This window comes from Nocardia terpenica (assembly GCF_013186535.1).
Classification (GTDB): Bacteria; Actinomycetota; Actinomycetes; order Mycobacteriales; family Mycobacteriaceae; genus Nocardia; species Nocardia terpenica.
This window is the reverse complement of record NZ_JABMCZ010000001.1, coordinates 1,031,297-1,054,095: the sequence shown is the minus strand read 5'-3', so window position 1 is coordinate 1,054,095 and position 22,799 is coordinate 1,031,297. Positions and strand designations below refer to the sequence as shown.

At 64.8% G+C, this 22,799-nt stretch carries 22 protein-coding genes and 1 tRNA gene; 16 read left to right on the top strand and 7 right to left on the bottom strand.

Annotation, left to right across the window (positions count from 1 at the left end; all coding sequences use genetic code 11):
* Positions 1–6: 6 nt before the first annotated feature.
* The 5 genes from HPY32_RS04810 to HPY32_RS04790 form a co-directional block, all read right to left on the bottom strand.
* Positions 7–1,965, bottom strand: a complete 1,959-nt coding sequence (locus HPY32_RS04810; protein WP_067583839.1) for an ArnT family glycosyltransferase — start codon at positions 1,963–1,965, stop codon at positions 7–9.
* A gap of 64 nt (positions 1,966–2,029) precedes the next feature.
* Positions 2,030–3,283 (bottom strand): bifunctional glycosyltransferase family 2/GtrA family protein, encoded by a 1,254-nt coding sequence (locus HPY32_RS04805; protein ID WP_171982718.1) that lies wholly within the window; start codon positions 3,281–3,283, stop codon positions 2,030–2,032.
* Positions 3,284–3,346: 63 nt separating this feature from the next.
* Entirely contained in the window at positions 3,347–4,834 is a 1,488-nt protein-coding gene (locus tag HPY32_RS04800; RefSeq protein ID WP_067583833.1) for a sensor histidine kinase, read from the bottom strand.
* A 99-nt stretch (positions 4,835–4,933) separates the two neighbouring features.
* A complete protein-coding gene (locus HPY32_RS04795; RefSeq protein ID WP_067585781.1) occupies positions 4,934–5,407 on the bottom strand; it encodes an NUDIX hydrolase in 474 nt (157 codons plus the stop codon).
* Between the two features lie 88 nt (positions 5,408–5,495).
* A tRNA-Pro gene (locus tag HPY32_RS04790) sits at positions 5,496–5,569 on the bottom strand.
* A gap of 269 nt (positions 5,570–5,838) precedes the next feature.
* On the opposite strand from HPY32_RS04790, the gene HPY32_RS04785 reads away from it, so the two are divergent.
* Positions 5,839–7,083 carry a tyrosine-type recombinase/integrase gene (locus tag HPY32_RS04785; RefSeq protein WP_067583830.1) on the top strand — a complete coding sequence of 415 codons (1,245 nt, stop codon included), beginning with the start codon at positions 5,839–5,841 and terminating at the stop codon, positions 7,081–7,083.
* Between the two features lie 49 nt (positions 7,084–7,132).
* Here the strand turns inward: HPY32_RS04785 and HPY32_RS46475 are convergent, their stop codons facing one another.
* Both HPY32_RS46475 and HPY32_RS04775 read right to left on the bottom strand, forming a co-directional pair.
* Entirely contained in the window at positions 7,133–7,504 is a 372-nt protein-coding gene (locus HPY32_RS46475; RefSeq protein WP_507236491.1) for an ImmA/IrrE family metallo-endopeptidase, read from the bottom strand.
* Positions 7,505–7,897: 393 nt separating this feature from the next.
* Entirely contained in the window at positions 7,898–8,272 is a 375-nt protein-coding gene (locus HPY32_RS04775; RefSeq protein ID WP_082870999.1) for a helix-turn-helix domain-containing protein, read from the bottom strand.
* 254 nt (positions 8,273–8,526) lie between these two features.
* On the opposite strand from HPY32_RS04775, the gene HPY32_RS04770 reads away from it, so the two are divergent.
* The 15 genes from HPY32_RS04770 (at position 8,527) to HPY32_RS04700 (ending at position 22,381) form a co-directional block, all read left to right on the top strand.
* Entirely contained in the window at positions 8,527–8,748 is a 222-nt protein-coding gene (locus tag HPY32_RS04770) for a helix-turn-helix transcriptional regulator (RefSeq protein ID WP_067583820.1), read from the top strand.
* Positions 8,749–9,258: 510 nt separating this feature from the next.
* Entirely contained in the window at positions 9,259–10,206 is a 948-nt protein-coding gene (locus HPY32_RS04765) for a YqaJ viral recombinase family protein (protein ID WP_067583817.1), read from the top strand.
* Positions 10,207–10,222: 16 nt separating this feature from the next.
* A complete protein-coding gene (locus HPY32_RS04760; protein ID WP_067583813.1) occupies positions 10,223–11,302 on the top strand; it encodes an AAA family ATPase in 1,080 nt (359 codons plus the stop codon).
* Between the two features lie 634 nt (positions 11,303–11,936).
* Entirely contained in the window at positions 11,937–13,052 is a 1,116-nt protein-coding gene (locus HPY32_RS04755; RefSeq protein WP_067583810.1) for a hypothetical protein, read from the top strand.
* 21 nt (positions 13,053–13,073) lie between these two features.
* Positions 13,074–13,550 carry a hypothetical protein gene (locus HPY32_RS04750; RefSeq protein WP_067583807.1) on the top strand — a complete coding sequence of 159 codons (477 nt, stop codon included), beginning with the start codon at positions 13,074–13,076 and terminating at the stop codon, positions 13,548–13,550.
* A 204-nt stretch (positions 13,551–13,754) separates the two neighbouring features.
* The gene (locus HPY32_RS04745; protein WP_067583803.1) at positions 13,755–14,237 is read left to right on the top strand and encodes a hypothetical protein; all 483 of its coding nucleotides are present in this window, start codon (positions 13,755–13,757) and stop codon (positions 14,235–14,237) included.
* Positions 14,238–14,436: 199 nt separating this feature from the next.
* Positions 14,437–14,982: a hypothetical protein gene (locus HPY32_RS04740; protein WP_067583800.1), complete on the top strand. Its 546-nt coding sequence runs from the start codon at positions 14,437–14,439 to the stop codon at positions 14,980–14,982.
* On the top strand, positions 14,979–15,167 hold the full coding sequence (locus HPY32_RS04735; protein WP_156674261.1) for a hypothetical protein: 189 nt from the start codon (positions 14,979–14,981) through the stop codon (positions 15,165–15,167). Before HPY32_RS04740 ends, HPY32_RS04735 begins: the two co-directional genes overlap by 4 nt.
* A 147-nt stretch (positions 15,168–15,314) precedes the next feature.
* Positions 15,315–16,274, top strand: a complete 960-nt coding sequence (locus HPY32_RS04730; protein ID WP_067583797.1) for a DUF3560 domain-containing protein — start codon at positions 15,315–15,317, stop codon at positions 16,272–16,274.
* Between the two features lie 528 nt (positions 16,275–16,802).
* A complete protein-coding gene (locus HPY32_RS04725) occupies positions 16,803–17,414 on the top strand; it encodes a hypothetical protein (protein ID WP_067583794.1) in 612 nt (203 codons plus the stop codon).
* Between the two features lie 76 nt (positions 17,415–17,490).
* The gene (locus HPY32_RS04720; RefSeq protein WP_067583791.1) at positions 17,491–17,940 is read left to right on the top strand and encodes a hypothetical protein; all 450 of its coding nucleotides are present in this window, start codon (positions 17,491–17,493) and stop codon (positions 17,938–17,940) included.
* A complete protein-coding gene (locus HPY32_RS04715; RefSeq protein ID WP_156674260.1) occupies positions 17,937–18,158 on the top strand; it encodes a hypothetical protein in 222 nt (73 codons plus the stop codon). Before HPY32_RS04720 ends, HPY32_RS04715 begins: the two co-directional genes overlap by 4 nt.
* 1,043 nt (positions 18,159–19,201) lie before the next feature.
* Positions 19,202–20,647: an NF041680 family putative transposase gene (locus HPY32_RS04710; protein ID WP_067583788.1), complete on the top strand. Its 1,446-nt coding sequence runs from the start codon at positions 19,202–19,204 to the stop codon at positions 20,645–20,647.
* Positions 20,648–21,510: 863 nt separating this feature from the next.
* Entirely contained in the window at positions 21,511–21,816 is a 306-nt protein-coding gene (locus tag HPY32_RS04705) for a hypothetical protein (protein WP_067583783.1), read from the top strand.
* Positions 21,817–21,868: 52 nt separating this feature from the next.
* The gene (locus HPY32_RS04700) at positions 21,869–22,381 is read left to right on the top strand and encodes a hypothetical protein (RefSeq protein ID WP_156674259.1); all 513 of its coding nucleotides are present in this window, start codon (positions 21,869–21,871) and stop codon (positions 22,379–22,381) included.
* Positions 22,382–22,799 lie beyond the last annotated feature (418 nt).

Here is a 22,799-nt window from a genome sequence, read left to right as displayed (position 1 = left end):
TACCGGTTACCGGGCCTTGGGCGCGGTCAGGTCGTAGACGGTGACGCCGTCGACGGTGGTGGGGGTGAAGGTGTCGGTCACCCAGCGATTGATCTGGGAGGCGACGGAATTGGTGCGGCCCGGCCCGCCGCCGCCACCGAAGCGGCTGCCGATGAAGTAGTGGATCCGGTGGTCTGCCACGTACTTCTGGAACCGGTCCAGGGTGGGGGCGGGGTCGCCGCCGCTGAAGCCGCCGACCGGCATGATCGGGAGGTTCAGTGCCAGTTGGTAGTCCGCGGCTCCCATGGAGCTCACCGTGGCCGCCGCCCAGGTGTAGGAATTGCCGTCCTGGGCCAGCAGCGCCAGCACATCCTTACCGGGAGTGCGGAATTGGCCGGGGCCACCCATCGCGGGATCAGCGGCGGGGATTGCCTTGCCGCCCGGTGCGTGTGCGCCGGGGAAGGGCATGCCACCGCGGAAGGCGAAGCTCATGTCGGTGCGCGGACCGGCGATGACGATGCCGCCCTCGTGGGCGGTGGCGATGGTCTTCATCGAGTAGGCGACCGGGCCCGCCGCGGCGGTGACGATCGCGGCGGTGGCCGCGATCGCCGCCAGACGGCGGGGGCGGGGGAACAGCAGCGCCAGCGTCGCCAGCGCGCCGGGGACGGCCACCGCCCAGCGCAGCCACGGCACGAATTCCGGTGTGCGCGAGAGCAAGACCACCGCGGTCACGGTGGTGAGCGCGAGGGTCAGGGCGAGTGCCGTCCGCACCCACCACCGGTCGCGGTCGCGCCACAGCAGGACCGCGCCGAGGCCGACGGTCCCGGCGACCGCGGGGGCCAGGGCGACCGTGTAGTACTGGTGGAAGATCCCGCGCATGAAGGTGAATACCAGCCCGGTCACCACTCCCCAGCCGCCCCACAGCAGCAGTGCCGCGCGCTGCGGATCGGTGCGGGCGGCCCTGCCGCGCAGAACGAGTGCCGCCACCAGCAGTACCAGCGCGGCCGGGATGAGCCAGGCGATCTGGCCGCCCACCGTCTCGCTGAACAGGCGGGGCAGTCCGGGCGAGGAGCCGAAGAACGGGAAGCGCTGGTGCTGAGCCGGATCGCCGCCGCCGGGCGGGCCGGGGAATCCGCCGCCGCCCTCGCCCACGCCCAGCCGCTGCAGCCCGTTGTAGCCGAAGGTCAGCTGGAGGATCGAATTGTCCTTGGAGCCACCGAAATACGGCCGCGAGTCGGCGGGCCACAGCTGGGCGATCAGCACCCACCACCCGGCCCCGGCGATCAGCGCGCCGCCGGCCGCCAGCAGTTGCAGCAGCCGGGTACCCAGCTTCGGCGGACCGGCGATCAGGTAGGTCAGCGCCAGCGCGGGCACCACCAGCAGCACCTGCAACTGCTTTGCCAGGAAACCGAATCCGACGAGCGCGCCGCACGCCACCAGCCAGCGCCAGCGCCCGTCCTCGAGGGCGCGGGTCATCGCCCACACGGCCGCGAGCATCAAGAACACCAGCAGCGCGTCGGGATTGTTGAACCGGAACATCAGCGCCGCAACGGGAGTCACGGCCAGCGCCAAGCCGCCGAGCAGCCCGGCGGTGGCTCCGACCGTGCGGCGCAGCGTGATCCACACCAGCGCCACCGACGCGACGGCCAGCAGCGCCTGCGGCAGCAGCATGCTCCACGAATGCATGCCGAACACCCGCGCCGAGATCTCCATCGGCCACAGCGACGCCGGGGTCTTGTCGACGGTGATCGAGTTCCCCCAGTCGGAGGAGCCGAAGAAGAACGCCTTCCACGACCGCGCCCCCGACTGCACCGCGGCGGCGTAGAACGAATTGGCCCACCCGTTGACGCTCAGGTTCCACAGATAGGCGATCGCCGTGCCGATCAGCAGGGCCGCCAGGGCCGGATACTCCCATCGCCGGGTTCGATCGCCGTCCCGAGCCGGGCGCACCGGCACACTCGCAGTTTCCGTCACGACAGACAGCATGCGGGTTTTCTCCGTTTCCTCCCTGGGACAAAGCTGGGAGATCGCTGGGATAGCCTCGGGACGATCATGACCGCACGGGAACCTGCTCGGCATGCAGGCCCTCGGCCGCCGCCTCGCTGCGCAGCGCCGCGGCCGGGACCGCATTGCGGAACACCCAGCGCAGGCCCACGAAGCGGGTCAGGGTGGCGATGAGGTTCGCGCCGACCAGCACCAGCAGTTCCAGGTGGACCGGGGCGTGCGACGCCCAGTGGTGCAGGGCGAACAGCGAGCCGCCGGTCAGCAGCCAGGACAGTCCGAAGATCAGCAGGCCCTGGATCTGATGCGACACCACCTTGGTCGAGCCGCGCACGCCGAAGGTGAAGGCCCGGTTCGCGGCGGTATTGCCGACGGCCGTGATCAGCAGCGACAGGAAGTTCGCCGCCTGCGGTCCGGCGATCGGCTGCAACAGTAGATACAGCAGCATGTACGCGAGGGTGGAGACCACGCCGATGATGCCGAACCGCACCAACTGGCCGACCATGCCCAGCGGCACGCCGTCCACCAGCGGTTCGCGCCCGATCGCGGCCCGCAACTGATCCACCGGGAGGGTGCCGCGGGCCAGCCCCTTGCTCACCCGCCAGACGCCGAGCAGGTCCTTGCGGGCGGTATCGACGATATCCACGCGCGAGTCCGGATCATCGATCCAGTCCACCGGCACCTCGTGAATCCGCAACCCGGCACGCTCGGCGATCACCAGCAACTCGGTATCGAAGAACCACTCCCCATCCTCGACCAACGGCAACACCTGCTGGGCGACATCGGTGCGCATGGCCTTGAAACCACACTGCGCATCCGAGAACCGAGCCTGCAACGAGGCCCTCAGGATCAGGTTGTAGCAGCGGGAAATGAACTCCCGCTTGGGCCCGCGCACCACCCGCGACGACTTGGCCAGCCGGGTACCGATCGCCAGATCCGAATGCCCCGACACCAACGGCGCGACCAGCGGCAGCAGGGCATTCAGGTCGGTGGACAGATCCACATCCATATACGCCACGACCTGCGCATCGGAGGTCTCCCACACCGCGCGCAGCGCGCGTCCGCGCCCCTTGCGGTCCAGATGCACCACCCGCACCCCATCCAGCTCGGCGGCGAGATAGTGCGCGACCGCCAGGGTCGCATCGGTGGAGGCATTGTCGGCAATGGTGATCCGGGCCGGGAACGGAAAGCCGTCGCCCAGGAAGGCGTGCAGTCGACGCACACAGACGCCGAGATCACGCTCCTCGTTGTACACGGGGATCACGACATCCAGTACCGGCGTATCGGTCGAAATCTCGGTCATGTCATCGAGATTCGTCGGCCCGACTGCGTGCGCACTGGATCGGCGCTGGGAGATGGCTGGGAGCTACGCGCGCGGCTTGCGCGGCAGCACCACGATGAAGGTGGCCCCCTCCCCCGGCGTGCTGTCCACGCGCACCTGCCCACCGTGCGCCCGCACCAGCGCCTGCACGATCGACAAGCCCAGTCCCGACCCGCCGCTCGCCCGGGTCCGCGAGGCATCGGCGCGGTAGAACCGCTCGAACACCCGGGCCGCGGCATCGGCCGACAGTCCCGGGCCCCGATCGATCACGTCGATGCGCACCTCGTCGACGGCCGGGGTGAGCCGCACGGTGACCGGCGTGCCCGGCGGGGTGTGCGCGAGGGCGTTGCCGAGCAGATTCGCCAGCACCTGCCGCAGCCGCGCGGCATCGCCGAGCACCTCGAGCGTCCCGTCGCCGTCGCGAACCTCCAGCGCCACCGGATGATTCGGCGCGTCGTGGTGGGCGTCGACCGCCTGGGCGCTGTGCACGGCGTCACCGGCCAGCGCCAGCAGGTCCACCGGTTCCTGGGCCAGCGGGCGCTGCGCGTCCATCCGCGCCAGCATGAGCAGGTCCTCCACCAGCAGGCCCATCCGCTCCGCCTCGACCTCGATGCGCTCCAGCACCAGCGCCGGATCCTTGCTCGCCCCTTGGCGATACAGCTCGGCGAAGCCGCGAATGGTGGTGAGCGGGGTGCGTAGTTCGTGGCTGGCGTCGGCGACGAAGCGGCGCATCTGCGCCTCCGAGCGCCGGGCCGCCTCCTCCGACGCCTCGGTGACGATGACGCCGCGCTGGATCTGCGCCAGCATCGCGTTCAACGATTGCGCGAGATGGTCGACCTCGGTGTCGACATTGCGGACCGGGACGCGGCGGCTCAGGTCGCCGCCCGCGATGGCGGCCGCGGTCTCCTCCACCTGCCGCAGCGGCCGCAGGCTGCGGCGCACCACGAAATACCCGACGACGCCGAGCGCCAGCAGCGCGACCGCGCCGGTGCCCGCCTGGAACAGGATCAGCCGCGACACCGTCTCGCGATTGTCGTTGAGCGCCAAGCCGATCGTGGAGGACCCGTACTGATTGGTGACCGTCAGCACGCGCCACCTGGCCGACGAGCCGTCGGCGGCGGGGACCGTGGCGATGCCGTGCGTGGGCAGCGCGGCGATGTCGGGGCCGGAGCCGCCGTTGCCGGGGTGCTCGACGTAGATCTCCCCGGTCGGCGACTTGCGCAGCTCGAAGAAGCGCCGCGGCTGCTCGCTGGAGGAGTTCGGGCGCGGCGGCGGACCGGGCATGTCGGCGGGAATCCAGCGCGGACCGGACGGCGTGTCGACCTGCTTCATCGGCCGGGGTTTCGCCCAGCCCGAGCCCGAGTCGCGCAGCTGCTCGTCGATGCGGGCGGTGAGCGAACGCGACAGCGCGGAGGTGACCGCGACACCGGAGGCCAGCAGCACCGCGCCCGCCAGCGTGACCATGGCGACGACCAGTCCCACCCGCAGCGGGAGGGCCGAGACACGACGAACGACCGCCGTGCGGACGTTCATCGACGCCCCGGCTCGCACTCCGCAATTCCGATGCTCACCCCGCCCATCTTGGCGGACGAACCCTGTGAAGATGCTGTAAACCCGCTGGGCATCTTCTGATCACCCCGCCGCGAGGTGGGCGGCCAGCCGGTCCAGGAACGGCCGCTGTCCGGCGCCCAGCTTCTCGTGGGCGGCCGGGAGGTCCAGCCAGGCCGCGCGGTCGATCTCGGGGAACTTCTGGAATCGTCCGGAGCGCGGCGGCCATTCCATCTCGAAGGTTCCCGGAATCATCCGGCCGGGATCCAGGTCGGCCTCGACCGCCCAGACCGTGACCTGTTTGCGGCCGCTGCCGCTCCCGTAACGCACCTCGCCGAGGGGGATCCAGTCCCCGTCCGGCACCGGCAGTCCGAGTTCCTCGGCGAACTCCCGCCGTGCGGCATCGCGCGGCTGTTCGGTGTCGGGTTCGAACTCGCCCTTGGGTATGGACCACGCCCCCGCGTCCTTGCGCGCCCACAGCGGCCCGCCCATGTGGCCGAGTAGCACCTCCGCCTCCCCGCGCCGCCGGAACAGCAGAACACCCGCGCTGAATTTCATGGTCACCCCGAGTAGTCTGCCGCACGCGCGGCGACGGGCGCGCGATGTCACCACGAAACACGGTGGGCGTCTTCGATTTCCAGCCTTGTCGGGGTGACAGGATTTGAACCTGCGACCCTCCGCTCCCAAAGCGGATGCGCTACCAAGCTGCGCTACACCCCGTTACACCCCCGAGGGGTACAGAGCGGGCGACGGGAATCGAACCCGCACCATCAGCTTGGAAGGCTGATGCGCCCGACCACCGTAGATCCTGGTCTACCGGGTGAAACGATGTCAAACCAGCAGGTAAGGCGCTGTCTTCGATGCGCCTCGATGCGCCTCGATACGCCGGGATGGTTACACCCAATGGTTACACCCAGCGGAGCGAAAAACTGTCGACGCCCACCCCTAGCGTCCGAGCGGTCACCATTGGATGAGAGGTCAAGACCGCAGTGGGAAAGGCGCGCGGCTCGGGTGAGCCGTACAAGGAGATCCGCAAGGACCGGAAGGGTCGCGAGGTCGTCTACTGGTGCTTCAAGTGCGAGTTGGACAGGAAGCCGAACGGTGACCGGGACTACACGGTCATTCGGCGTAGGAATCGCAACGAGCTGATCAAGGCGAAGAACGAGCTCCTGGCGAAGCTCGCTTCCGGGGAGCCGATCAAGGTCGACAAACGCAAGGTCTGCGAGTGGCTCGAGTTCTGGCTGCCGAACTATGCCAAGCCGCGGATGAAGCCGCGACCATACCGAAACTATGTGTCCATCGTGAATTGCCACATCATCCCGCACATTGGAAACGTCCAGCTCGCCAAGGTCAAGGCCGAACACATCCGCGCGATCCACCGCGGCGTGAAGCAGTCCGGTGCGGGTGTACGTATGGCCGAGCAAGCGCAGAGCGTACTCAGCCTCGCGATCCGCGACGCCGTTATCGAAGAGGTCCTTCCGCAAAACACCCGCAATATCGCTGAGCTGGTAGAGAAGCCGAAGGATCGGACCCGCGCGAGTCGCGAGCCGTTGAATGTCGAGGAGGCGCGAGCAGTCCTGCGTAAGTCCAGGGAGAGGAACGATCCGATGTTCGCGCGCTGGTTGATGGCGCTGCTACTGGGGTCACGTCAGGGTGAATGCCTCGGCCTGACGTGGGATCGGGTCGACTTCGAGGAGGAGACGCTCGATCTGTCGTGGGAGTTGCAGTGGCTGCCGCTCAAGCGGAAGAAGGGCGACCCGCTGCCAGTTGAGGAGGTGTATCCGCGCGAGATGTTCGACGTCGCCGACGGCGAGGAATTCATTCCGCTGTACCGGTCATCCGCACTCATCCGGCCGAAGACCGACGAGTCGACACGCGTGGTTCCGATTCCGGCGCCGCTGTTGGTGGAACTGAAGCGGCTCAAGGAATCGTCCCCGCCGAACCCCTGGAACCTCGTGTGGGTTTCCGAGAAAGGCGTGCCGATCCGGTCTCGGGATGACACCGAGGCGTGGAAGGACGCCAGCGCGGCAGCCGAGGTGCCAATCTATGTGTTGCACGCGGGCGGCCGTCACACGGCAAACAACCTGTTGCTCGAACTCGGCGTGTCCGAAGAGATCCGGATGGCGATCATGGGGCAAAGCTCCGTCGCGGCGAACAGGATCTACACGAAGGTCAAGCTGGCCGAGAAGCGCAAAGCGATCACCGAGTTGAGTGAGTGGCTGGTAGCCGCCTGACCAATCGTGCCCGGACACCCACCCCTGGGCGTCCGGGCACGAAGGCGAATCAAGCCGACAGCGCTGGCACCTGAGCGGTCTCGGCAGCGGAAAGACTCGCAGTGAGTGAACACCGAAGGGCAGGGACTCGGTGTGGGAGACATTCGATCTGCTGGTTCGCGTCGACCCAGCGTCTTCGGTCGCCCGAGGGGAACGTCCGCAGTCGTACCCGGAGGGTGGCGGGGGTGACACGCAGCGTGAGTGCAATGTCTTCGAATCGGGTGCCCACACGATCGACAACCTGTAGCAGTTGGTCGACGGGGACGAGGCGGCTTGCAGCGAGGCGTTGAGCTTCATGCTCACGAGCGTGGAGACGGTCAAGGTCTGCGGCAGGGATCGGGCAGTGGTTGAGATCCAGGTGAGCTGCCATGTGTGCGGACATGCACCGCCGCTGCACATCGTCGAGGCGCGAGTCGAGCAGGATCACCCGCTCGTCCTGCACCCACCAGGCATCGCCGACGGGCAACTCCGTAACGCCCACGGTTAGCTCGGCGCGAGACATGAGATCCGCGAACGGATCGTAGGCTTCGTACTGCAGAACGTCCCCCTCCTCGAAGAGATCAGGCAACCTGCCCAAGAGCCGGTGCAAACCTTGTCCAGCCCCCAATCTCACTGTCTGGTACGCCCGGTTCATCGACTACTTTGCCAGACTGTTACGACAAGGTGAACGCGGCACGCCACCGGAGGATCTGTGCCAAATGCTTGCTGCGGCAGTAACTTCGACGGTCACAGCATGCGTAAAGAAACCGTAAAGGCAGATAGTTCCGCATGGAAGCTACTTCGCTTTTCGTTTGCTGGCCTTCAATTCTCGGATGAAACTCCGGACTTCGTCGATCTCTCCGGACGTGAGGCCGCTGAGATCGACCGACTTGATGCCATCCTTTTCGGGATCATGGAGCATCTGCGGGTCGAACCCGGCTACAGCCAGAAGCTCGTCCGGATCTAGCCGGACGGCCGTGGCGACCCGATAGACCGTCTCGGGCGTTGTCTTGATCGGGAACTTCTGCCCGCGCAAGGTCTCCCAACCGTTCTCGAGGTGACGCCAGCGGGTTTCACTGACGTCGGCGAGTTCGGCTGCGCGACGCTTCGACAGCCCCAAAGCCTCACGCGCCGCCTGCACCCTGCGGCCGAACTCCCACTGCTCAGGCATGGTTAACGTCTTCCCTGAATCCCTGCGTAGTAGGCACGAAGTGCGCACGACAACCAACTGGTGAACGGTACCAGCATTAGTTGATAGATAACCAGCCTACGGAACCGTAGGTATCGCCACCGCCAGACAGACACCCGGTCGAGCGCACAATCCATGTTGCACTACGCGCAAACTACGCATACGCTTCGACACGTATCGCCACGCATCGAGACGTGCCGCCACACGTTTCGTGCCCAGACCCAAAGGAGCCCGCAGTGCCCCCTACCGAGGAATCAACGTTCCCACCGGACCGCATCGCACTCACCGTGCAGGAAGCCGCAGACGCCTGCGGTTACAGCAAGACGTTCATCACCGAGCAGATCGATGCCGGGAATCTGGCGGCTGTCGCGCCGAAAGGCTGCCGGAGCAAGCGTGTGCTCATTGATGACGTGAAGGACTGGCTGCGTGCCAAGCCTTGGGAACCCCGAGTCGCGTAATTATCCCCAGAAACAGGGCGACCGGCGTCTCTCCCGCCAGAGAGTGCGACGCCGGTCAAGTGCACCCAAAGGAACCCATCCCAAAGATGCCAGCACAGGATAACACTCTCGACGCCGCAGTTGCTCAGCTCGAACGAGCGCTCCAAGCTCTCGACGCGAGCAAGCCTCCGCATTGGGCACTTGAGCGCTTGTACAAGGGATTCAGCGCCACAAGCTTTCTCCCCGAGCGTTTTCGAGCCGCACCCGGAGTTTCATGGCATGACCACGCGACGTGGCTCCATGCCGACGCCGACTCCCCTGCCGCTGCGGTCCGCGCCCTCACCGAGTCCATCAGCCGGGCCGCCGTATCCATCACACCGCAGGAGGTGACGGCGTGACGGGCCGTCACCGTGCAGGCCGACAGAGCAAGCCGTTGTCGGTTGTGGCAGCCCATCTCATCACCGCCGCTGTAGGCGCGGCGATCACGGTTGCCGTATTCGTACTGATCCTCGTCGTCGCAGGGACGGTCCGATGACCACCTCACCGCGCATCGTCATGCAACCGGGGAGCTCAGACTGGAGGCGAAGAATCACCGCGTCGAAAATTCCCGGCATCCTCAACGCCAGCAAGTACTCGTCACCGACCAAGGAGTTCTACCTCCTGCGGAACGCCATCGACCCGGACCCCGACAACGAGGCCATGGAGCGGGGCCGCGACTTCGAGCCGGTCATCCTCGACCGATTCTTCCGTCGCTATCCTGAGCTGGAGCGTGTTGGTGCGCAGACGTTCTCGCGCACTGGCATCGAATCCTGGGCAGCGGCCACCCCGGATGACGTCGCCGTCCATACGGACACGACCGAGATCTTCTGCGTCGAGGCGAAGACCGACTGCTACGGCGACTATCAGTGGGGTCGACCCGGCACCGACGAGATACCGCTCGGCTACTACCTCCAGGTCCAGTGGCAGATGCACATGGCCGATGTCGCTCGCGCATACGTCGTGAAGCTCGGCCCGTTCTTCGACGAGGACGAGTTCATTGTCGAGTACGACTCAACGTTGGCCGAAAAGGTCGAAAGCCACTGCCGCGCTTTCTATCTCAATGCCATGGACCCCGACGGCCAGCCGCCGGAGGTCGACGGGCACTCGGCGACGTACGACGCGATTCGTCGGGCACACCCGGAGATCGACCGCACCCGGCGAGGTCAGGACTGGCGCGTGACCCGCGAGCTGGCGCGCGAGTTCGAAGACGCACTCGCCGGAGTCGACGCGGCCGAGGAACGACTGAACCTGGTCAAATCCAAGTTGCTGCGCGTCATGGGTCGCGCCCGGCGCGCCGTAGTGGGCACCGGCAAGCACACGCAGGTTGTCGCGACTCGCCAACCGACGAAAACCGGTGTCGCCCTGTACAAAATGCGCCGTCCCATCGACTGGTCGCTCGTCGTCGACGATCCGACCACCCCAACCCATCCCGACCGATAGAAGGGCTGTCACCGCCATGGCGCTCAAAACGCGCAAACCCACTGGTGCCGTCCCCTGGCCCTTGATACTCGTCGAAGGCGGCGAGAAGACCGGGAAGTCCTGGGCGATGGCCGAACTCACCGCCAGCGCCAAGGTCGGCCGGGCCTTCTGGCTCGATCTCGGCGAGGGCTCGATGGACGAATATGCGGCGATCCCCGGTGCCGACTACGAGGTGATCGAGCACGACGGCACTTGGCGCGACATCACCGATCAGGTCCGCGAAGTGCGCGCGGTCGCCGCCGAGGCGGCGAAGGCCGGTGACCCGCCCGTCGTCCTGCTGATCGACTCGATGACCATCCTGTGGGAAATGCTCAAGGACTGGGTCGGCAGCCGTGCCCGCCGATCGAAGACAGGCAAGAAGCTGCTGGAGGCAGACCCGGACGCCGAGATCAAGCCAGCCATGAACCTGTGGAATGACGCGAACGATCGTCACGGCCAGTTCATGCGGATGCTGATGACCACGCCCGGCATCGTCGTGGTCACAGCCAGGGGCAAAGAGGTTGCAGCGCTGGATAATTCCGGCAAGCCGATCCCCAACACGAAGGAATACCGAGTCGAGGGACACAAGATGCTCGCCTACGATGTCTCGGCATGGGTCCGTCTTTCCCGAGACTCCGCACCACGCGTAATCGGCGTCCGCTCAGTCCATGCGGGCATCCGCCCCGGTGTCGACAAAGCGCAGCCCGCACCACAATTCACACTGGAGTGGCTGATCTTCGACATCATGAAGTGCGACCCGCGCACAGCCCGGCCACGAGAGTTGAGGACGCTGAATCCCTCGGACTCCGGGCCAACTCCCGAACAAGCCGCGGCCGAGTTACGCGCAGCGATCGACGCAGCGACCACCACCGCCGACCTCACCCGGCTGTGGAAGGCCGCAGGCGTTCTGCCGGACGAACTGCGCAGGGAGCTTCGCGACCTTGCGGAGACGCGGGCCGCCGAAATGCAGGAGGCGGCTTCTCCGCCGCCACTGTCGACCGCTGACCGCGCCAACCAGGCGGTAAACGCCGCAATGGGCGTCGCCGCTCCGATCGACGAAACGGCAGCCGTCCCATGAGCCGAGTGCAATGCGGAACCGACCAGGGCTACAAACGGCATCGGCGACATGGGGAGGCCGCGTGTGCACCCTGCCGTGCCGCGCACGCCGACGCGAACCGTGCGCGCCGTCCGCTGACCAGCGATGGCCGACGCATCTTGATCGACGCGTCCCTGTTCACCTCGGTCTACCTCGAAGCATCCATCGCAGCCCAGGAGCGCGTCGAAGCCGCGCTCGGTCAGACGTACATAGACGCGCTGGTACGTGCTCACGACCGAGGAGAAGCTGCATGACAATAAGGCACCGCATCCCATCCGAGTGACAACATCAATACTCGCCGCCGACCTCGCAGCGTGGGAATTACACCCACGCTGCGAGGTCGGCGTGGCCATGCTCCGCCGACGTGAACCATGTTCGGCACCAGCTGATTTCGATATAACCCACCATGATTGCCAAGCCCGGCCACCCTTCCGCAGTGACTCCTACATCTGCCGACGTCACCTTGCCGAGCTACGCGCCATGCCCTACCCGGACGTGATCTGCCGCGACTGCCGCCGCCAGTTCCAATCGTTCGGCAGCGCCGTGCTGTCCGTTCGACCTGTGCGCTGACCGTCACTCGTGCCTATGCCTGAGACCCGATCCAGAAAGCCGCACCATGCCACGCGAATACGCTGCTGTCCGTCTAGACATCTGGGCCGATGAGGATTTCAAGACGCTCTCCCCCGCGGCCCAACATCTCTACTTCGTGCTACTGACCGATCCGAAGCTGTCCAAGGTAGGTGTGACGGACTGGCGGCCGATTCGGCTCGTCGCCCGAGCCCGCGGCTGGACGCTCGAGGACATCTGCGAAGCGGCCGTCGAGTTGGCCGAACGGCTGTACATCGTCATCGACGAGGCGACCGAAGAGGTGCTGATCCGCACATTCGTCAAGCACGACGGCGTCTTGAAGCAGCCGAACGCAGCGGTCACCATGGCCAATGACTACGCTGCCGTCAGCTCGGATCCCATCCGCGCCGTCTTTATCCATGAGCTGTTCAAGCTGAATGGCCTGCGGCCCGAGTACAAGGGCTGGAGCAAGGAACGGGTGCAGGCACTCCTGCACCGCCCCCAGATCGATCCACGCAAGTACCCGACTGGATTTCCGCATCGCAGAACCGATCTCGCCGTAGTCGACGACCAGGCCGCAGCGCGATCGGCCGACCCGGTATCGACAGCGGCCGAGGCCGTGCCTAACCCATCGGTCAAGCCATCCCGCATCCCATCGGATAACCCATCGGCCAAGGCATCCGGTAACCCATCGGTTAAGGGTTACGTACCAGAACCAGAACCTAAACCCTCTACGTCTGACGACGTAGAGGGCCGCAAGTCGCGTCCTCGATCGGCATTGCTTCCCGAGAACTGGATGCCACCCGAAACCGCGATTGCCGCCATGCGTACCGAATGCCCGACGGTCGACTTGGAGTCCGAACACCGAAAGTTTGTCGACCACTGGCGATCCAAGGCTGAGCGCCGCGCAGACTGGACAGCCGCATGGCGCAACTGGATTCGCCGTGCCGCTGAATCCGGGCACCGAACCACAGCCGTAGCGCGACCGGTGATGCCCAACGGCCGCCAGCTCACACCTGCCGAGCTGAAGTTCGCCCAAGCCGAAGCACTGAAAACCAACCCGAACCCCGACATCCTTCGAGCCGCTGGCCTACCCGTCCCCGCCCGTGTCGACACTTCGCGAGGGCTCTCCAGCTTCGGCCCGTCCCCCGCAATCCCCGCCTAACCCGGAGAGGAGCAACCCCGAATGACCGGCGACCCCCGCGACGTCGTCATCGCCCTGCTTCAGCTCGCCCAGTCCTACGACTGCCGCAATATCGACGGCCTCATGGCCGACTCGTGGCTCGACGCAGCACACCGGGCACAGTGGAAACCCGAGGCTGCCGCCGAAGCCATCCGCGAGCACTACGCCGAATCGACCGACCGGATCATGCCTGGCCACATCACCGCTCGCATCAATGCGGACCGCAAAGCGCCGAAGTACCGTCCGGAGCTACCGACGGCACCGCCTGCTACCGCGGAGCAGCGTGCTGCTGCGCGAGCGTTGTACATTCCGAAGGTTCGAACACATGGACCTCGGCAGCCTGTATCTCGCCATAGATGGGTCTCCGAGCCGTCGACCATGGTGGAGTCCGGTGGCAAGCCGAGTCGTGTGTTCTCGGGCGATCTGGGGTTGCCATCGAACGGCCACGAACAACGCGTCGATCCGGGACGACTCGCGTGACTCGAGTGCTCGTTCCGGGATTCAGCAGTGCGTTCGCGTTGATACCCCGAACGTTGGAAGCTCGAACACTCACGCGTAGTGCCTGCGTAGTTTGTTGACACTACGGGGCCAACAGGATACTGTCGCTTCCATCGCGAGATCGAAATGCGATGCAGCACAATTCATTTCAGCCCGCCGCCACGGGTGTAATCCAAGGAGCCCATCATGAGCAATGTGCACGTATTCGGATCTACCGGCGAGGCGTACGACCACAGTCAGTTTCGAGAAGACATCAAGTCCGGCGACATCCTGCTTGTCCCGTCGGAAGGCGTCGCCGGGTGGCTCGAACAGGCTTGGCCGATCGCCGCGACCGATCAGGTCGGCGAGTTCCACACCATGACCGAAGGCGAGAGCATCGCTGCTGACGTGTACGGCCCGAAAGCCGTAGAGCGCATGAACCACAAGGCATTCGAGGCGTGCGAAGCGTTCCGCAAGCATCAGGACGCCGAGCGCGCCGCAAAGCTGGAGGACGAGGCGTACACCCGCAATGGCCTCTACGACGCACTGCGCGACGGGTACGCCACGAACCAGCCGTACACAGCTATCCACCTCATCCGTGTCGCCGCGACGGGCATCATGCCCGCCTCCGATCTCAACGCCGCTCAGGCAGCCGGAATCGCCGCCCGCCGAGAGCGCCAGCAGCGGTGACTCGGGGCCGCTCAAAAGAGCAGCGCCACAGTATCTCTCGTCGAGAACGCATCGACCTGGCGAGCCCTCGGCCCGACATGTTGGAGCTCACTTTCAACATCGACGCCGACGGCCACGAATACCCGAGCGACCTGCTCGACCTCACTGAATCCGATTGACCGCCGCCACGGTCACCCAACGGAACCCACGGAGTACGACCATGCCCAAGACAATCCAAACAGTCGACGTCACAGGTGTTCTCGACACCGAAGGACATCCGATCCTCTTCGCCGAGGGCCCTGTCACCGGTCCGATCAGCGTCCAGTACCGCTACCGCGGGCTGGATGGTCGCGGGTACGACACCTGGTGCCTGCACATGAGGCTCTCGCCGCTGTTCGACCGCGCCGAGCAGGGCTTGCCGGAATACGTCACTATCAATGGCCGCGAGTACACCGGCCACCGCAACATCGTCATCGAGTCGCACGGACCTCATCCGACCAGCGTTGGCGCGACTGAAGATCACTGCACACGCCGTGTCGGCGGTGGGGTGGTCACGGCAGCGGCGATCGACCACCTCGACGAATTGTTCCCGCAAATCGTCGCCTTCTGGCACACACCCGTACGCCTCCACGAGGCGAAGGTCCAGGATGCCCAAGACCGAATCGCTGATGTCGAGACCAAGTTCATCCGCGCGACGGCGGAGTACCACCGTGATCTCGAAGCGTCGCATCGGGCTCTCGATGCCCTGCTGAAGCAGCAGCCGTGAGCTATGAGGCCGACCCGGACGACTATCACGATCGCTGGGTCGATGAGCAGATCGAACGCGCCGAATCGGCAGGCCGCACCTTCCCGACGCTGGCAAGACCGTCGGCTACTGCCAACTCTGCGGATCGACCGAGCACGGCAAGGCATGAGGTGCGACATGAAGGAAACGCATTGGGCCCTTTGTGAACTCTGCAACGGAAACGGTTGTCGCCACTGCGACGGCACCGGAGAGCACACCGTCACCATCACCATCACCAACTGATCAGCGCTAATCGCATCCCGGCGCACCGGCCGCCACCGGTGCGCCGGGATCACGAGAAAGAACCCATCCCAATGACACTCACGATCACCCACACCGCGGCCGAAGGCACGATGCTCAACGACACGGTCCGCGGAGACGGCACTTACGAAGTCATCTGCGAAGTGAAACGCCGTGTCGGCCACTGGAAGTGGTCGCGCAGACTTCAGCAATGGATTGTCCACGCATCTCGCGACCAGCAACCGAAGGAATACCACATCAAGGCTGCGGCCGACGCCCTCCGCGCAGCGGGGTACACGGTCGAGCTGCTGATCGACCGCACCGCGCGCTCGGCCGCCGAAGCCGAAGCCGCACGCGCCGAACGGCAGGAGGACCGAGTCGCAGCCCTGGAAGCGAAGGCCGACCGCCGCGCCCGCCAAGCCGCAGCTGCGGACGCCGCGCACCGGCGGGCAGACGAGAGAGTGCCGCCCATGGGTGAGCCGATCAAGGTCGGCCACTACAGCGAGCACCGGCACCGGAAATCCATCGAGCGCGCGTGGGACGCACTCGGCCGTTCTGTGGAGGCGAACAGGGCTGCGGAACGAGCACGCGACCGCGCTGGATCTGCCGCCCGCACAACTGAACTCAGGTACTCGCCCGTCACTGTCGCGAACCGCATCGCGAAGCTGGAGGCCGATCAGCGGGCCGATCAGCGGATCCTGGATGGCGGCAAGCGTGGACGCGCCCCGTACACCTTCGTTGATCCTCCGGCCACCGGCGAACACTGGAAGAGTGTCGAGGCGCGTATGGACCACCGCGCCGGAGACATTCAGTACTGGAAGAACATTCGCGCGCAGCAGATCGCCGATGGGCATGCGACGAACTACAGCAAGGCCGATATCTCCAAGGGCGACATGGTGAAGTACCGCCACGGCTGGTATGAGGTCGTCCGCGTCAGCCAGAAAACCGTGACGCTCAAGAACCTGTACGTCGACGGCTACAACGACACCGTTCCGTACCACGAGATTCAGGACGTGAAGCAGGTGTCCGAATGACCGAGCCGCAGCACGGGACTCCTGTCAGCTACCACATGCACCGCTGCCGATGCATGGAGTGCATTCCACACGGACGGTTCACCTCGTACAACGTCTACGGCTGTCGGTGCTCGGAGTGCCGAAAAGCCATGAGAGAACACATGAATGCGCGCCGCCGCGACCGATTCGCCGCGCGCGTCTTGGTCGCCGGACGGTGGCACGCCACCAACGACAGCCGAGGCCATCCGCTGCCGCATGGCGCGGTGTGGACGTACAAGAACTGGGGCTGCCGCTGCGGTCCGTGCACAGCCGCGAATACCGACTACCAAAGCGAGTACAAGCACCGCACTGCAATAACAAGGCCGCCGCGCAGGCGGATTCGGTCGGAAGACATCAGCGAATCCCCGCCCCATTGAGGACGGAAGATGTTGTTGCACAGCAGATTCCAACCACCAATACAAATCCGGTATGTATGATTGAAAAGTGTCCGGCCGCCACCGGACATCAGTCAGCCCGCGATCAGGGTCATCAACACAAAGGAACCCAATTATGCAGTGGATTCGTATCCGCGAAGTCGTCGAAAAGGTCGACGAGGCCACCGTCCTCGGAGCACTTCGCAGGATGTTCGGCCCCGACGCCGAACTCGGCGAACACCTGCACTACACCGGCCGCTACATCGGTCTCTGGCACGTCGTCGACGAACTCAACGGCACCGGCTACGCCTCAGCTCAAGCTGAGGACATCAGCCCGACTCTGGAGCTACGCGAATCACTGGTTCCGGGCCTCTATCGGACCCGAGATGATCGATACATCGCCAGCATGGTGAAGCCTCAACATGTCGCAAAAGTCGGTCGTACATGGGCGCTCGACCATTTAGGTGCGCGAACATACTGGGATTCCCTGGAGGAGTGCCAGCAGGAGGTCTACGAGATTGCTGCACGCGAGACCAGCGCATCGACGACTCAACTCCTGATCAGCACGCTCGAACAGCTCGATGATGCAGTCCTTCCCGTCGGCACGGTTGCATTGCTCGGCACCGGCATAGCCGCCCAAAAGTCCGACACCGGGTGGCACCTCGCCGATCGAAGCATCGCCCCCTGGCCGGATGACGAGCTGATGGAATTCGCGCCCATCACCGTCCTCTACCGGCCCGGCATCTGACGGCTGCGAAGCAGTTCGACCACCTGCGGCGGCCACCACACCAGGCCGCCGCAGGGCACACCCGAAGGAACCCAACATGTCCACCTACGACGTCGAGGAAGACATCGACTTCGACATGCTCGCGACCAGACGCCGCAAGACGACCAACAAGCTCCCGAGCGGCGGGCACCGCGACGAGGCCGACACAAATCTTGTCCGAGAGTACGTTTGGCTGACCCAGGGCGGTACGCCGATCGGGATGGCCGCTCGTCAGCTCGGCTACGACAGCGTGGCCGCACTGGAGCGGGCGTTGCACCGCGCCGGATTCCGCCTCGTAACCCCGGAAATCGCCGCCGTCGAGAGGGTCCTCGCGAAACTGTGTGAGAAGCCCGGCGAACGCTTCACGCACGATGACCTACCCGCGATAGGGGACACGAACGTTCTGGGTGCAGTGCTTCGGCGCGCCGAGCGCGATGGACGAATTCGCAAGGCCGGGAGCCTCATCGGCATCAAGCACGCCGTAGCGATCTGGGAGACAGCGGCATGACTCCACCGGACACACCGCGCATCGTCGACCACTCCGCCCACCGGGAGCGTGTCGGAATCGACCAGCAGATTCGAACTCTTGTGGACCGCATCAGCACACTGAAGATGAGCAGCGAAGGCACCGAGATCCATTCCACTACAAGGGAATTGCTCGCGCTAATCGAAGCGCGCAGCGCTGCGCTCCGCCGAGAAGTCGGCTGGCCGGATAACCCTAGGTAACGAGGAGCGGTCCGCTCGCTTCGCTACCTGCCTGCGAGCGGATAGTCACTCCGTTCCGGAGATCCGTCGGTACCATCGACCGCCTGCGGGCACCCACCACCATGGCCAGCGCAATGACCACCACAGCGCCTTTCGCAACCATCCCACTGGCGGCCGACTCGGACGTTTGCGCGGTCGTGTCGACTGAGCACCGTGCGCCAATTCGCGTTTAAATGTTGCCCATTTCAATACAATGGAACGACGGATCAACCATCGGAGTCCAGCGCCGGGCCACACTAAGCTGGCAATTCTTGAAGACCGTAGGGCTTTCCCGACCAGCAAGAGAGGAACGGCATAGGCCGAGAGAATCGACAGTACCGCCCGAATCAGTTGGCCCCAGGTCGGTGGGTGGCTCCATGCAAGGACCGCTCCGCATATACCAGCGACCGACAGCGACCCCGACATCAGTGTGATGGCCGCAGCCATGAAGAACTGTCGATCGATCAGAAACGTCACTATCGAGTATGCCCAGACAGTGATTCCGGTAACCAAAAATAAGGCCAGAGTTGCTAGCTGGGCGATGCTCACCGCGTATTCCTTGGCGGTGTGCTGGGTGCCTACCCAACCGACCACTCGTATGCCCATAGGTATTCCCGTGGTGAGGATCACCGCGGCAACGATCTGGTATGTCCACCACAAGGCCGCGCCAAGGCGAGTTCGGGCCCATGTAGGCCGGGGTGTGAGACTACGCGACCACGGACCCTTTCCGCGCAGTACCCGCTGGAATCGGACGATGTCCTCCTCCATGCGGTGCTTACGCACCTCGGCATCGATGTCGGGAGCTCGGCGAAGCAGGATGCTGGTATCGACGCTGAGCACTGCGATGATTCCACCGGTCGCCAAGATGGCTAGCCCCGGCAGCAGTTCGTGTTTACCTGAGCTTGTTCTTTAACCTCCGAGTTCCAAACCGTTTGGCTTGCTTAATGGTTCGCAGGACAGGTGGGCGGCCTTCGTCTGATCATGTGCTCCGACCAAGGATGCATTGATCGAGACGAAGGCCTGAGATGAGTCTGCCGGTCGGCAGTCGAGCGGGGGAAGCGTTCGCGGAACTGGCGCGGATGCGTGGCGAGTTCTATGCGTGTCTGACCGCGCGGGGTGATGAGTTGTTCGAGCTGACCGAGGCGGTGCTGTGTGCCCAGGGCGCGGTGCGGTCGGTGGTGGAGCTGACGTTGACTCCTGAGCATCGTCGCGGGCACGGCGCGCTCTACGGCGGCCTCAACGATGGCCGGATCGATGTGCCGAGGCTTCGGAACCTGTTGTGCAGCAGCGAGTTGCCGAGGTTTGGTGATGGCCGTCTCGTGTTGGCGGTGGACGTGTCGGCATGGTTGCGTTCGGACGCGGAATGTTCCCCGGATCGGTTGTTCTGCCACGTCTACGGGCGGGCGAAATCGGCGTCGCAGTTCATTCCGGGCTGGCCGTATTCGTTCGTGGCCGTCCTCGAACCCGGTGGGAGTTCGTGGACGCAGATCCTGGATGCGGTGCGTCTGGGTCCCGCTGATGATGCGGCAGCAGTCACCGCCACCCAGCTGCGTGAGGTCGTGGATCGATTGATCGGCGCGGGCCAGTGGCGTCCCGGGGATCCGGACATCATGATCGTCGCCGACGCTGGTTACGACATCTGCCGGTTGGGGTGGATGCTGCGTGACCTGCCGGTCGAGATGGTCGGCAGGCTGCGGTCGGATCGGGTGATGCGATTGCCGAAGCCGGTCCGGTTGCCCGGGACCAACGGCCGCCCACCGATGCACGGGCCCGAGTTCCGCTTCGCCGACCCACAGTCCTGGCCGCAGCCCACGGTCGCCACGATCACCGCGACCGCCAACTACGGCAAGGCGAGCGCGCAAGCATGGGATCGGGTCCACCCACGGTTGACCCGCCGCGCGGCCTGGATCGACCACGACGAACCGCTGCCGGTATTCGAGGGCACGCTGATCCGGCTCGAGGTCGAGCATCTGTCCAAAGACCGTGCTGCACCACCGATTTGGCTATGGTCATCCAAGACCGGCGCCGCCGTCGAGGACATCGACCGGACCTGGCAGGCGTTCCTACGCCGATTCGACCTGGAGCACACCTTCCGGCTGTTCAAACAAACTCTCGGCTGGACCCGCCCCAAGCTTCGCACCCCGCAGGCAGCTGATCGCTGGACCTGGCTGATCATCGCAGCCCATACTCAACTACGGCTCGCACGCGCTTTGACAGCCGACCTGCGCCATCGATGGGAGAAACCCGCGCCACCACACCGACTCACTCCGGCCCGGGTCCGGCGAGGGTTTCGGAACCTCTGCGCCACCATCGGCTGTCCCGCCAGCGCGCCCAAACCCACCCGAGCCGGACCCGGACGACCACGCGGACACCGAAACCGCCTCCGCGCCACCCGCTTCGACGTCGGCAAAACGGTCAAACGCCTCACGGCCCTCTATCAACGCCGCCAACCTGAAAGCCACGGAGGTTAAAGAACAAGCTGAGCGGCTGGGAAAGAATGCCGACAGCGCGATAAAGACCGCCATCATGGCACAAGTCACAGCCGCCTGGGACAGGGTCCGATAGCGCGCTAGCTGAGCAGCTTGCTCGGCAAGTCTTTCTTTCGACAATACAGCGATGCCGTCTAGCTCTTTTCGGTTTTGGGATCCTCGAATCGACCATGTAGCTACGTTGAGGGCAATAACTAGTGCTGCGAGTCCGCCGAGCAGCGTCGCCGCCAACGACTGATCGCTCGTCGTCATTGACAGCGGAATGGTGGTCTGCCCGTATACGAGCCGCAAATAGTTCAGAAAGAGAACACCGGCGAGGTACGCGGCTGCACCAGCTCCGATGATCCTCATCGCCGCCTGGGTGTGCCTACGCTGCTGTTCTCGTATCGGTCCGGCCAGCAAACGCAGATCGGTCCGATCATCGTCGACAGCAAGCTGTTCTGACGGCATCTCATTCAGCTGGCCATTCTTGTCGTTCCCTCTCAAGCGGTGCAGTGTTGTTCGGATTTCTGCGGCCTTGTTCCATGCCATGAGTGCCTACTTTAGGGGGAGATGAGATGGCTAGCAGTAGAATTCACCGATCGATGATGCAGACAGCGGGATGCACGCCCCGCCCGATTGGCAAGTCGCTGCAAGGCTCTTTGCGGCTCCAGCAAGGGATGAAGCTGTGACATGCGGTGGATTCTGCTCCGTCGGACCGACAAGTTCGGGCCATGGCTGCCCAGGCCGCGGATACGGATTGCTACAACTACGCAACCCGCCCAAACTGGCCATAGCGTGAACGCTGTGCTTGCTAGCCACACAGCCCTCGGCTTCATCATCCCCTGCACCGCTGAGGTTTCCGAATGAGACACATCGGCAAAGCGGTCGAGTTCGACGCCATCCAGTACACCAGCGACAACTTGCCTGAGATCAACCGCGCACTCGCCGGTCGTCAGTCGTTCACCACCGCAGGCGGCCTGCGTGAATACCCCAGCGGAGCGTATCCGGCCGTCTACCTTGATCCGGACGTGAGCGCCGAACTGTGGAGCCAGGCGCTACAGGTGTGGCTCCCTGTCCGGCTTGGTGATTGGATCATTCGCGGACCGGACGGCGAGCTCGACGTATGTCCACAGCAGGCTTTCGCCGCGAGATATCAAGCTGCCCACTAGCATTCACGATCCCGCCAGGCCGTCGAACCCATCCCGTCTCAGGAGTACTCGCATGTCCAGCTCTGCCCTGCGCGCCGACAACCACGACTTCGCTCAGGAATGTTCGTGCCAACCGGCGGTCGTTTCCGTTCCCACGAACTGGATTCGAACCCTGAGCACCCTTCCGGACGAAGCGGTCATTCTCGGCCATGTGCCCGGTCGCGCGGTTTGGGAGAAGCACCGCGGCCTGTGGTGGACCCCCGGCTCGGTGAACCCGCACTCTGACCACGATGTTTCTGCATACGGACCCTTCACTGTCGTACGCGGAGCGTTGAATCGTCAGCCTGCCGTCGGCCTGGCCGCGGATCTGGAAGTCGCTGCCGGGACGAAGAGGCGTGCGCGGCCGTGCATGACCGGCCAGTGGATCGTCGGCCTGACTACAAGTGACCGCGCTGCCATCGACAATCATCTGGACTCGGGTCGCACCGTCGCCGATCTGCTTCGGGTCGCCAGGGCGCGCGGCTACCGCGGGGGCCAGTCGGTGTTCTACCGCCATTTCGGACGGGAATGCTCGTGCACGAGGTGATGGACGTCCTGTGGCCTCTGTTGTTTGCTGTCGGATTCACTCTCTGGCTGGTCTTGCAGCCCGAACCGCCTGCCCTTCCGTGAGGAAGTGGACACAGGGACACGCGTCGCCAGTACCCTCCGAGCCTGGGTTTGATGACGATGGTCGTTATGGAGATGTCGATGCTGCCGCCCTGCCACGGGCGACCGGGATTCCTCCAACCCGGCGAGTTCAAAGATTGGCACCAGCACTGGCCGACCCGCGCTGCGGTCACTATATGCGAAACACGGTGTCCCACTGCACAACTGGTTTACTGTGCCCGCAGCGCGTTGACTGCCGGTGTGGTTGACGATAAACCGTCGGTTGTGCGTCCGGCCGACGGGGTGGTTGCTGCGGGGATCGTGTGCCGCGGTGATGGCGCGACCACCGATGCACTCAA